The sequence below is a fragment of the Methanobrevibacter sp. genome (genome assembly GCF_036307625.1).
In the GTDB taxonomy this organism is placed as follows: Archaea; Methanobacteriota; Methanobacteria; order Methanobacteriales; family Methanobacteriaceae; genus Methanocatella.
Window position 1 is genome coordinate 1 of record NZ_JAXJXF010000122.1, and the last position, 11,326, is coordinate 11,326.

General features: G+C 33.0%; 15 protein-coding genes. 6 read left to right on the plus strand and 9 right to left on the minus strand.

What is annotated here, in order from left to right; genetic code table 11:
- On the plus strand, window positions 1-275 hold a 275-nt coding region (locus UIB65_RS07750), incomplete at its 5' end, for a hypothetical protein (protein ID WP_330040743.1).
- 11 nt (window positions 276-286) lie between these two features.
- Here the strand turns inward: UIB65_RS07750 and UIB65_RS07755 are convergent.
- Window positions 287-868 carry an L-threonylcarbamoyladenylate synthase gene (locus UIB65_RS07755; protein WP_330040744.1) on the minus strand — a complete coding sequence of 194 codons (582 nt, stop codon included), beginning with the start codon at window positions 866-868 and terminating at the stop codon, window positions 287-289.
- A gap of 47 nt (window positions 869-915) precedes the next feature.
- Here UIB65_RS07755 and pgsA point away from each other — a divergent pair, with 47 nt between their 5' ends.
- Window positions 916-1,485: an archaetidylinositol phosphate synthase gene (gene pgsA, locus UIB65_RS07760; protein WP_296805735.1), complete on the plus strand. Its 570-nt coding sequence runs from the start codon at window positions 916-918 to the stop codon at window positions 1,483-1,485.
- Window positions 1,478-1,720 (plus strand): DUF357 domain-containing protein, encoded by a 243-nt coding sequence (locus tag UIB65_RS07765; RefSeq protein ID WP_067040378.1) that lies wholly within the window; start codon window positions 1,478-1,480, stop codon window positions 1,718-1,720. The genes pgsA and UIB65_RS07765 overlap by 8 nt, the downstream gene beginning before the upstream one ends.
- 10 nt (window positions 1,721-1,730) lie before the next feature.
- On the opposite strand, the gene UIB65_RS07770 is transcribed toward UIB65_RS07765, so the two are convergent.
- The 4 genes from UIB65_RS07770 to UIB65_RS07785 form a co-directional block, all read right to left on the minus strand.
- Window positions 1,731-1,820, minus strand: coding sequence for a hypothetical protein (locus UIB65_RS07770; RefSeq protein ID WP_330040746.1), 90 nt, complete (start codon window positions 1,818-1,820; stop codon window positions 1,731-1,733).
- Between the two features lie 48 nt (window positions 1,821-1,868).
- On the minus strand, window positions 1,869-2,099 hold the full coding sequence (locus tag UIB65_RS07775) for a hypothetical protein (protein ID WP_330040747.1): 231 nt from the start codon (window positions 2,097-2,099) through the stop codon (window positions 1,869-1,871).
- Between the two features lie 383 nt (window positions 2,100-2,482).
- On the minus strand, window positions 2,483-3,181 hold the full coding sequence (locus UIB65_RS07780; RefSeq protein ID WP_330040748.1) for an ABC transporter ATP-binding protein: 699 nt from the start codon (window positions 3,179-3,181) through the stop codon (window positions 2,483-2,485).
- A gap of 9 nt (window positions 3,182-3,190) precedes the next feature.
- Window positions 3,191-4,300 carry an ABC transporter permease gene (locus UIB65_RS07785; RefSeq protein ID WP_296805728.1) on the minus strand — a complete coding sequence of 370 codons (1,110 nt, stop codon included), beginning with the start codon at window positions 4,298-4,300 and terminating at the stop codon, window positions 3,191-3,193.
- 73 nt (window positions 4,301-4,373) lie between these two features.
- On the opposite strand from UIB65_RS07785, the gene UIB65_RS07790 reads away from it, so the two are divergent.
- Window positions 4,374-4,613, plus strand: a complete 240-nt coding sequence (locus UIB65_RS07790) for a DUF3781 domain-containing protein (protein WP_330040750.1) — start codon at window positions 4,374-4,376, stop codon at window positions 4,611-4,613.
- 48 nt (window positions 4,614-4,661) lie between these two features.
- Here the strand turns inward: UIB65_RS07790 and fbp are convergent, their stop codons facing one another.
- Window positions 4,662-5,759, minus strand: a complete 1,098-nt coding sequence (fbp, locus tag UIB65_RS07795; RefSeq protein ID WP_330040751.1) for a fructose-1,6-bisphosphate aldolase/phosphatase — start codon at window positions 5,757-5,759, stop codon at window positions 4,662-4,664.
- A 753-nt stretch (window positions 5,760-6,512) separates the two neighbouring features.
- Here fbp and UIB65_RS07800 point away from each other — a divergent pair.
- Window positions 6,513-7,964: an AAA family ATPase gene (locus tag UIB65_RS07800; RefSeq protein WP_330040753.1), complete on the plus strand. Its 1,452-nt coding sequence runs from the start codon at window positions 6,513-6,515 to the stop codon at window positions 7,962-7,964.
- A gap of 23 nt (window positions 7,965-7,987) precedes the next feature.
- Window positions 7,988-8,485, plus strand: a complete 498-nt coding sequence (locus tag UIB65_RS07805; RefSeq protein WP_330040755.1) for a hypothetical protein — start codon at window positions 7,988-7,990, stop codon at window positions 8,483-8,485.
- 351 nt (window positions 8,486-8,836) lie between these two features.
- On the opposite strand, the gene UIB65_RS07810 is transcribed toward UIB65_RS07805, so the two are convergent.
- The 3 genes from UIB65_RS07810 to UIB65_RS07820 form a co-directional block, all read right to left on the minus strand.
- Window positions 8,837-8,974 (minus strand): hypothetical protein, encoded by a 138-nt coding sequence (locus UIB65_RS07810; protein ID WP_330040756.1) that lies wholly within the window; start codon window positions 8,972-8,974, stop codon window positions 8,837-8,839.
- Between the two features lie 87 nt (window positions 8,975-9,061).
- A complete protein-coding gene (locus UIB65_RS07815; protein ID WP_330040757.1) occupies window positions 9,062-10,282 on the minus strand; it encodes a hypothetical protein in 1,221 nt (406 codons plus the stop codon).
- Window positions 10,283-10,325: 43 nt separating this feature from the next.
- Window positions 10,326-11,326, minus strand: a 1,001-nt coding sequence (locus tag UIB65_RS07820; RefSeq protein WP_330040758.1) for a hypothetical protein, incomplete at its 5' end; no start/stop codon positions are given.

Sequence of the window (11,326 nt, forward strand, 5' to 3'; positions counted from 1 at the left end):
ACAAAACACAAGAAAATACAACAATACCACAAGAAAACAAAACCGAAAACAAAACACAAGAAAATACAACAATACCACAAGAAAACAAAACCGAAAACATTACAGTATTAAATTCAAAAAATCAAACTGAATATTTGAAAGACAATACCAAATCAGAAAATGAAAATAAACCTGTCAGTTTAGTTAAACATACCACAGGAACTGAATTGACAGTAGCGATACTGGCATTAATATTTGGATTCGTATTAGTAGGCAAATATTACAAAAGAGATTAAATCTTAATCTCTTACCTTTTTATTATTTTTGGAGTGGTTTTTGATAAATCCACAATCATTGAAGCATGATTTGACTTCAAATCTCCGACATCAATCACCAAATCAACCTCACAGTCGAGCTGTTCCAGGATATCGCGAGGATTTGACAGAACTTCTTCGTCTGAAAGATTTGCGCTGGTTGTTGTTATTGGAAACAAACTTGCCAACCTTCGTGAAATGTCATTATCCGGAACCCTTACACCGACATTTCTAGACCCGCTTGTAATAACTCGCGGAACTATTTTTTCCTTAGTTAAAATGAATGTATAGGGGCCTGGAAGATACTCTTTTATGATTTCCTTTTCCCTAACTGACACCCTTGCAACTATATCAATAGCTTCAATGTCACTAACAAGTATTGAAAGCGGCTTTAGAAAGCTTCTTTTTTTAATTTCAAATACCCTTCTTACAGCACCATTATTGAAGATATTGGCTCCCAATCCATAAACCGTATCGGTTGGATATAATACGACACCACCATCAGATAAAACCTGAATGGCCTCATCAATAATCTTTTCATCCAATTCATCAATACTGGTTTTTAATATCTTCATTTTCATTACCTAACAATTATATTAGATGAAATATTTATATATAAATTATGCTTCAAAGTCTAAGACCCTTTTTAACAAAAATATTGAACCCAATTGCTAGAAACTTAAACATAAACCCGAATATTGTAACAGTAATATCCCCATTTGTTGCAGTTGTTGCAGCTTATGGATTCGCAAATCATCTGTTAATCTTAGGAACATTAGCTATATTATTTTCAGGACTTTTGGATGTTGTTGACGGTGCTGTTGCACGATACCATAATAGATCATCCAAATTTGGTGCATTTCTGGACTCCACAATGGACAGGTTTGCAGATGCTATTATCTACATTGGAATCATATTCGGAGGATACTGCGACTGGTTTGTCGGAGTTTTGGCAATACATTCAGCTATTTGTGTAAGTTACGTCAGGGCAAGAGCAGAATCACAGGGAGTAGAATGCAACATTGGAATTGCAGAAAGGGCGGTCCGTATGATCATTTTAATGGTTGGAGCTTTAATCGGATACTTTGCAGGCGACATTTACTTTACATATACCATATACATACTAGTAATCTTATCATACTTTACAGTTGGACAAAGAATAGTGCACGTTTGGAGGCAATTGAATGACTGAATTGGAAAGTCCAGAAAAAATAGCAAAAGATATTGCAAAATTGGAGAGAAACTTGAATCAGGTAGCAGACATTACCTTTGAAGGAAAGGAAAAAGAGGTCTATGACAGAGCCATTGACTACTGGAACGATTCAAAATATTACCTTGAAAAAGGAGATATGAGGACTGCATTCGGTTGTATCGAATACAGCCATGGACTTTTGGATGCTTTAAGGATGATTCATGGAATCATCTAAAACAAAACCTTTAATGACCAGTTCTTTCAATTGCTGAGTACCATATTCTGAATCTTGTTGCGTTTCTAGAGTTTACTCTGTAACCTACAGAAATAATCACATCAAGATTGTAGAAATTATTATATGATTTTCCATCAGAAGCAGTTGTTCAAATTTTTTGAACAACTGAAATTTGGTCTAACTCACCATCATCAAAAATATTTTTAAGATGATAATCTATTGTATTCTTTTTTACATTGAACACTTCAGCCATTGTTTTTTGAGTTGTCCAAAATGTTTCCCTTTCCTGATTAACAATCATTTGAACTACCTCAACTTTATAGAAGGTGAGGATTCTTACTTCACGGACTGTATACTCCATTGAGTATAGGATTACCATGCTATCCCCCTCGTCCCAAAGGTTCAGACAGATTCAATTAATATTGCTTTTTTAACTTGGTTATCGTTGAAAAAGTTTAATTAATTTTTTCACTGCCATTTATTATTTTTTTGTTATCTGGTTATTTAAATTTCATCAGAGAGCATTTGAAAAGTAATGCTCTCATTGTTGCAATTCATCCATGACTTACAGAAGTCATGGTATTCTTGCACTAATTAGATAAAATAGTTTTCAATAAAAAACAAATTTCAAATATTCAATTTGTAGAATTTAAACATTAAATTAGAGAATGCTACACCCCCAAAATCAAAATACCGTATTGTCTTAAATACAAATTAAAGAAAAAATAACTAAAAAAAGATAAATGATGAATAGATATTAACCTAAACATCAATTTTACTATTAATCAATGAGTCATCGCCGGCAGATATTATCTCACCATCCAAAACTTCGATAACCCTGTCTGCAAGTTTAGCCACATCCATATCATGAGTTACAATTATCAATGTTACATTCTTAGTATCGTGCAAATCAATTAACTGCTTAAGGATTTTAGTACTTGTCTTTGAATCAAGTGATCCTGTTGGTTCATCTGCCAATATTATTGATGGGTCATTTGCAAGTGCTCGGGCGATGGCCACCCTTTGACGCTCCCCACCGGACAACTTATTGGGCTTGATGTCTGCCTTGTCCTTAAGACCAACATCATCCAACAGCTTCAATGCCCTGCTTCTCATTTCATTGGAGGACATCTTTTGAGTATACATCGGAATTTCAATATTTTCCGCAACTGAAATGTTTGGAATCAAATTATGAAGCTGGAAAATGAATCCAATTTCCTTTGCCCGAAATTCATGTAACTTTTTATTGGATGACAAATCCCTGCCTGCAACATTGATGGTACCAGAATCCGGAATGTCCAATGCTCCAAGCATGTTCAGCAATGTTGATTTTCCCGAACCTGACGGACCTATGATTGAGACAAATTCCCCTTCATTTATTGTGAGGTTAATGCCGTTTAATGCCTTGATTTTTCCATCTTCATAGCTTTTATATACATTTTTCATATCAACAACATTCATATTACCACCTCACTCATACCTCAATGCCTCTGTTGGAGGAAGCCTGACCGCTTTTAGGGCAGGATAGATTCCACCGATTATACCAACGACGATAGCTATTGCAAATGCCTGGATAAATATTTTAGGAGTGAATAATGGTTCCATACCTATTAAAGGACCTAAAAGAGTGCATGCTACAAAACCAATCAACGAACCGATAATAGCTGAGACAATAGTGATTACTAATGACTCCCCGACAATCATGGTCAGAATCTTTCCATTGGACCATCCGACAGCCTTTAAAACACCAATTTCACGGGTTCTCTCAAACACTGACATCAACATTGTATTTATGATGCCCAGACCTCCGACTACAATGGCCAGAAGTGAAATCGCCCAGGTTGATGCCTGAAGCATGTTGAGCATGTCAGCCATCTGAGTCATCTCCATTACAGATGTGACCGTTGTGATATTATCGCCGTATTGCGAATCGATTCTGTCCGCTACAGTCTGAGGGTCTTCCCCCTTATTTACCTTGACGTAAATGTTTGAAATGGAATCCTCATCATCCATAAGGTCTCCAACCTTGGAAATTGAGGTAAACACTCCGCCGGCCATATTCTGGTCACCGGTTTGATAGATTCCTACGACTTTAAATTCTTGCCTGTCGATGTCGATAGTGTCGCCTACAGAATAGTTATTGTCTTCGGCATAGATTTCACCTAAAATTGCTTCAGATGAATTATCTTCAAAAATTCGACCCTCTTTCATTGAAATGTCTGCAAGGGCAGTACCGTTCGGATCAATACCAATCAGCGTATTCATATAATCGTCTCCGACAGACGTCAGCACAACATAGATTGGAAATGCCTCATCAACACCGCTGACATTAGCTATTTTTTCCGTCCAATTGGAACTGATGGTATTTGTTCCATAAGCGGAATCTCCGGTTTCCTTACCTGAAACCGTAAAATCAGCACCTCCCGCATGAATAGTGTCTTCAAAGGTATTTATCAAACCTTCAGTAATTCCACCAAGAGCAACAATTACGATGATGCCTATTGCAATTCCCACAATAGCCAGTATTGCACTATTTTTCCTCCTGAATGGATTTTTAAGAATGAATTTTAAAAATGACATAATAATTAATAGGTGAATTACATATAAATATATAGTCATTGACCTGATTAAGATGCAAAAAAGAGGTATTAAAATGCACAAAGAAGTTTTAATCGAAAATATTGATAAAATACACACAACCGAAATGGGCATTGGAAGGATTCAGAAAAATCTCAGAATCAGTGAAGAACCTGTGAGCTATTGCATTTCAAAATTAAAACAGGACAATTCAGTCGTTACAAAAGAAGGCAAAAACTATTATGTTGAGGTTGACGACTGCAAAATAACCATCAATTCAAGTAGCTTTACAATAATAACTGCCCATAAAAACTAATTTTTTAAAAAAAGTAAAAAAAAGAAGAGATTGAAAATCTCTTTAAATTTATTCATCCATATCTTCAAATCTGGATTCTAATTTTTCCATTACACCAGGAAGTGAAGTGTATTCCATTTCTTCAGCAGGCAATCTGTGAGGTTCGAATGGACCGTGTCTTCTGATGTAAGTTGCGATTTTAGCAGCTTCTTCACGAGTAGGATCAAATGCAGGATCATCGAATAAGTCGACTGGTCCGATTAATTCACCGTTAGCTACTTGGAAACCTAATCCTACCACTCTAGGTGGTCCGTCGAATCTGATTGGGTTTGCTTCTGCTTCTGAAACAGGCATCATAGGACCATTGTGGGATCCTCTCATCCATCCGCTTACCATGTGTGGGAATGCAAATGGATCTACACATTCACCGTTTGCAGGGAAACCAGATTGTGCTCTGACCATACATACTGGGTCGTCTTTACCAACGTATTCTCCAGCCATTAAGTTTAATCTTTCAGTACTTACTGCAGCTGCGATTTCACCGTTTTTCTTCCATACTCTTTTGATTACATATCTTCCGGTGGAACCGATTAATGCAAGTAAATCGTACATTTCTTCAGGACAGTTTAAGATAACTTTTCTGTGTTCGATTACATCGAATACTTCAAATTTGAATCCATCGTGTAATGAAGGGTCAATAACAAGACCTGCAGTGTTGAATGGGTCTGCAAAGATTCTGAATACTGGTAAGTTGAATGCACCAGGTTCGGTTTTGTCACAGCAGAATATTAACACAGGGTCAGATGGTCTTTCTTCGAATTCCATTTCTGCTACACCCGGACCCATACCTTTGATGTTTCCAGAGAAAGTATCAGATAATAAGTCTTGACCTGCACCGTATAATTTTAATTCACGTGCTCTTTCAGTAGCTTTCATGAATGCATCATATGCGGTTTTGTGTACTTCTTCGTTTTCTACACCTTTGTCGTGAGTCATAATCAAGTCGATGTCGTCACCACAACGGGATATATAGTAATCTTTTAAGATACCTGCTTCTAAAGCTTCGTTTAAAACTTCATCACAAATATCCATTAATTCAGGGTGTGCGACACAGTGTCCGGACACACTTCCAATATCAGCTTTAATTACACTAACAGTAGTTTTCATTTTAAATACCTCGATTAGTAAATTAATTATTTACTAGACATATATTATTTTTGAGATGTATACTATTTAATTATTATGTTAACAAGGTTATTTTTAACTTTATTGTGCAAGAATTCCATGACATATACAATCCCAATAGGTTCAATGAAAAACAGATTTCTTGAGTTTTTGAAAAAAAGTCCATGAACAAAATTTTCTTTTCCATTTTAAATAATATGAGAATGATGACAACATCATTAAATTTTAAAGATTTTTATTTTCACCTTTAGATTTTTTAATATTATTTTAAGTTAGTGATATGAACTTTACTGCACTAATGGTTGAATGTAAATCCATTTTATTATCTTTAATAATATTAAACAAGTTATTTTACAAATCTAAAAAATTAGTTATTAAGTTAAATCTCTGAAAAATACGAACAATTCGTATAAAACTTATAAAAAAGTTCCGATACTTATCAAATTCCGGCACTAAAAACCCTAATAAAAAATTTATTTTCTGCTAATTATAAAATTTTTGAAATGCAAATATAATAAAAATTCAATATTATAATCTGAATTGTCTAACTATTTTTCCACAATCACAGTTATGTTTTTTCATAAGGGCACAGATGGCAAATGTTTATTGTTAATGATGTTGATATTGTTAATTATAGCAAGCATATATTGGTCAATTATCTGACCACATATTTATATATTATGTGGTCAAATATTTAACCAAGTAATTAAATATTTTTTCCAGATGTGATTTTATATGTATGATAAAGAGGAAATTATCAGCGATTACATTAAAGAAGAATTATCTGACATTCCAAATATTTTAAATAATGAATTGACTTTAAATGGCAGAAATTTCGAATATAGAAAAGAGTTTGATTTTATTAAAAACCATATTAATGAGTTTTTAGAAAAAACAAGCCCTAATCGATATTTTGCACTTCCAGGATTAAGAGGTGTAGGGAAAACAACATTATTATATCAAACCTATGAATACCTATTCAAATCCAAAAACATCAATCCGAACCAAATATTGTTCATTTCTTGTGAAAACTTAAATGATGTAATTGATTTCAAAATCATTGATGTTGTTAAGCAATTTTTAGAAACATATCACAACACTACATTAAGAAGATTGGATAAAAAGATATTTTTACTTATCGATGAGTCACAATATGATAAAAACTGGGCATTATCTGGAAAATTAATATTTGACAAAACCAAGAACATATTCATGATTTTTACAGGTTCGTCAGCATTAAACCTTGAATACGATGCAGATTCCGCAAGAAGATTGCTTAAACAGAATATAACTCCGCTAAACTACAGCCAACACCTGAAATTAAAATACAATTACAATGCAGGCAATACTTCAGCTTCCCTTAAAAAGTTAATATTTACTGGTGAAGTTGAAGATGCCATCATGTGCGAACAACAAATAAATCAGGATTTAATTAACTTAAAAGGATATTCCACAACCGATTGGGACGAATACTTGAAATATGGAGGTTTTCCAACATCATTATTTGAAACCAATCCCCATATAATCTGTAAAAATATCACAGGAATGGTTAAAAAAGTTATATCCCATGATATGGGAACAATATCTTCAATAACTTCAGACAGCCAAACACATGCCAATCGGCTATTGAGATTTTTGGCTCTTCAAAAGCCAGGAGACATTTCTCAGGAAAAGATGGGAACATATCTTGGAACTTCAAAAGGAAACATTCGAAACATTCTTGACATTTTGGAAAAAACCCAATTGATATTCCATTGTGAACCTCATATTGCATCACCTAAAAGATCCATAAAATCATGGGAATATTTCTTTGCAACATCTAGCATAAAGCACATCCTAACCTCTTCTATAGGCAATCTGAATTCGAACAAAAAAGCATATCTTGGAGTTTTGATGGAAAATCTCGTTGCATCAACATTATTCTATCTAAGCAATGAAGATGGAAACTATTTCACGCTTTATTATGATCCGGAAGACAAGACAAATGTTGATTTTATAATTCAAGGAGAATTCCAAAAGGCAATACCAATAGAAGTGAGCATGGGCAAAAAAAAGAAAAGACAAATTTCTTCAGCAATTGAACGCTACAATGCAGATTATGGAATAATAATTTCAAATACAACCACTACAATTGAAAAAAGAGACAATATTATTTATCTGCCTCCAAAAACCTTTTCATTTTTATAATGAATTAGTTATATTTAACTAAATTGAAATCAAAAATATATTATATTGCATCGGAAATAGCACATGGAATTTCTTTAATAACCAACAAATCAGTAGTTGGAATTATCCTAACATTAGTAATAATATGTTCCACCTACTTTCACGATTCCAATGCAGATATCAGTTCATTTCCATTATCACTGTGGTCTAGATTAGAATTAGATAAAAATTCGATATTTTGGGAAAATGCACTGGGTCTACTGGGATTGTTTCTAACTGCAATACTAATGTATATCATATTACAATACCATTTCTTTTTAGATGTTTTAGTGACAGATTATGCAATATCTATTCTTACATTAGTATTCAGCATAATCTATTATTACGAAATAAATTATGATGCAAGATCAGTTTTTGCCGTTGTATTCTGTATAACTATTCCACCACTCTCCCTTGCACCCACAAGTGTATGGCCTTATGGAATTACCATGTTTACCCTCTTATTTATTGTATTAGCAAAAAATGTTAAAATATCAACTTAATATGATAGAAAGAGAAACCAAATATAAAGATTCAAAACTAATTTTTAAAAACAATTACATATAAAATAACCCCAAAAAATACGAATAATTCGTATAAAACGTATGATATAGTTCGTAACCTTATTAATTTATAGTGTTTGGAACAGATTCCAATCCATCATTAATATTAATTCATTTCTATCCAACATTAACCTTAATTTTCATATAATTTGTGTTCTGATACCTACTGACTGTTCAAATATTGTACACTATCATATATATTGAAAATAAATAAAAAAACAGGTAATTAAAATAACAGTCATCCATGTAACCATTAGTTTAATTATCGAAAAAATTAATTTAAACTATCCCTCAACATGATGAGTTTGCCCATCGACGGACCATTATAACATTACCCATCTCAGTATAACCCCGACCAGAACTGTTGCTGGTATCAGGCGCCTCATCCAAATGAGTGCCATGATTGATTTCGGTAGTCTTCTTTTGCATCTGCTCCTAAATATTCTCGTTTGTATCAATCAATTTTTGATGTAGATTTTAGACTATTGATCTTTTATAAAATGAAAGAAAATATTTTCATTTTACAGTCAATTTTACATTTTTATAAGACATATAATGTTTTTTATCCCCCATATAAAGAATTGTTGCCTTAAACTTGCCTTTTTTAGTCATTTTTGACAAATTAAAAGTAGCCTTACCTTTTGAGTTGGTTTTAGCAGCATATTTTTTGCCATTGACAATTAACTTAAGTTTAGCCTTTTTAACAGCTTTGCCTTTACTTATCAGCTTGACTGTATATTTTTTGGTTTTGTTAGCTGAAAATGTTTTTGCACTGGCCTTAATCTGGGATTTGGAAGAACCTGGATTTTTGTAAATCTCAATATCGTTGATGCCCATGCATGTACGATATTTACTGTCGCCTGCAAACTCCATTTTCACTTTTGTGAATTGCTTAGGAGGCAAATATTTTGGAGGATAAATATAAACTAACCCTTTAGAATTGGTTTTCTTATTATACACAACCCCATTGATAGTAATCTTGACTTTTTTACCAGCAATATGTTTACTTTTACCATCACAAAGAGGCTTTTTAACAGTAGGAATGCTCAAATGTACTTTGAGTATCTTGTTTGTACCAGATTTCCTATCATAAGGACCAATCCATATCTGGGTCTCTATTTTCTTTTTCAGTTTAAATGTCTTGGCTTTTTTGTTGAACTTCAATACATACTCATTTCCAACGACATCCCAAAATTTCTCATTAACGTTATAATATTTTACATTAAAATTAACAAGCTCATTATTTGCCAAATCTTCGATGTGATAATTTTTTAAATCCTTTAAACGGATTGTATATGTTGTAATTCCATTTTTTGTTTTTTTAATTGGAAGCTTTGATAATTTAAAATAATAATCTCCCAAAATACCGTTGAAGTCTAGATAGGTGGTATGGCCTTTAGGAATTTGAATCTTTGCAATTATTGAATTTCCATAACTAGCATCAATGTTTTTAGTATTGGCATTAATTTTAATATCTGTCCAGTCCAGTTCAGAACCAAGTACGGGTTCACCATTTTCACAAGATTCATTGCGACTGTTTTCATCTGAAGTCACGACACGACTTAAAACATCATCATTTATGGGTGATGACTCATTACTGTTTTCGGAAATTGGCATTTCCATGACATCATTTTTCGTCATCTGAACCGTTAAATTATCCTGAATTAAATCATCCGATGCACTGACGGCACCTATTGTTAAAATAAGTAATAATAATATTAAAATTTTAAATTTCATTAAAATCACCTAAAAAAATAAAAAAATAAGTGAAGTAAATCACTTAATTTTCAACTGTTATTATAACTTTTTTAGTAACTGCTTTGTAGTATTTATTTCCTGTAAATTTAACTGTTGCAGCATATTTACCATTTTTAGATAACTTTTTAAGGTCGAATGTTGCTTTACCTTTTTTGGTGGTTCCTGTGATTTTTACTGTTTTACCTTTAACTTTGACTGTTAGGGTAACTTTAACTTTATTTAAAGCTTTACCTTTGTCTGTTTTTAAAGTAATTGTATATTTTTTAGCTTTTTTAACCTTAAATGTTTTCTTTATAGCAGTTAATTTAGGTTTTGCTTTGTTAACCACAACTTTTACAGATTTTGTTGATTTGGCATATTTAGCATCACCATTAAATGTAATTGATGCCAGGTATTTCTTTGGAACTAATTTAGTTCCAATAGCAAGTTTTGCTTGACCTTTGGAATTTGTGGGTAATTTCTTGGTAACTCCGTTGAATACAACAGTTACAGTTTTACCAACCAATACATTACCGTTAGCATCAGTTAAGGTTACAACAATGCTTTTGGATGTAGCATAAGTTGTTGATACTGCTGCAGCTTTGATAATTGTTGCCACAGGCGCTGGTTTAGCATTCACTTTAAATGTAGCTTTTGCCTCACCGGCAGTGAAATTATTATTTTCATCTGATTTAACGGTGATTGTAATGCTGCCCACACTTAATTTATCTGCTGCAATTGAACCGTTACCTTTACCATTAGTAACCTCAATTGCTGCAACTTCAGTTGCGCCGATTAATACTTTAACAGTTCCTGTAAAAGTCTCATTAGAAGAAACAACAACAGTAACATCACTACCTTCAATAACATCACTAATAGGAGCAATAATCAACTTAGGATCAACAGGAACAATTACTTCATTAACCATGAATGTTGCAGTTTTTTCATCAGCATTGAAGTATTTATCACCTTCAAATACAACTGTTACATTGTGTTCACCTACACTTAAACCATGAATATCATATGTACCTTTACCATTAGTGA

Excerpts from the sequence above, each read along its gene's own strand:
- UIB65_RS07755 (WP_330040744.1), bottom strand. The coding sequence starts at position 868 with ATGAAGATATTAAAAACCAGTATTGATGAATTGGATGAAAAGATTATT.
- pgsA (WP_296805735.1), top strand. The coding sequence starts at position 916 with ATGCTTCAAAGTCTAAGACCCTTTTTAACAAAAATATTGAACCCAATT.
- UIB65_RS07765 (WP_067040378.1), top strand. The coding sequence starts at position 1,478 with ATGACTGAATTGGAAAGTCCAGAAAAAATAGCAAAAGATATTGCAAAA.
- UIB65_RS07775 (WP_330040747.1), bottom strand. The coding sequence starts at position 2,099 with ATGGTAATCCTATACTCAATGGAGTATACAGTCCGTGAAGTAAGAATC.
- UIB65_RS07780 (WP_330040748.1), bottom strand. The coding sequence starts at position 3,181 with ATGAATGTTGTTGATATGAAAAATGTATATAAAAGCTATGAAGATGGA.
- UIB65_RS07785 (WP_296805728.1), bottom strand. The coding sequence starts at position 4,300 with ATGTCATTTTTAAAATTCATTCTTAAAAATCCATTCAGGAGGAAAAAT.
- UIB65_RS07790 (WP_330040750.1), top strand. The coding sequence starts at position 4,374 with ATGCACAAAGAAGTTTTAATCGAAAATATTGATAAAATACACACAACC.
- fbp (WP_330040751.1), bottom strand. The coding sequence starts at position 5,759 with ATGAAAACTACTGTTAGTGTAATTAAAGCTGATATTGGAAGTGTGTCC.
- UIB65_RS07800 (WP_330040753.1), top strand. The coding sequence starts at position 6,513 with ATGTATGATAAAGAGGAAATTATCAGCGATTACATTAAAGAAGAATTA.
- UIB65_RS07810 (WP_330040756.1), bottom strand. The coding sequence starts at position 8,974 with ATGCAAAAGAAGACTACCGAAATCAATCATGGCACTCATTTGGATGAG.
- UIB65_RS07815 (WP_330040757.1), bottom strand. The coding sequence starts at position 10,282 with ATGAAATTTAAAATTTTAATATTATTATTACTTATTTTAACAATAGGT.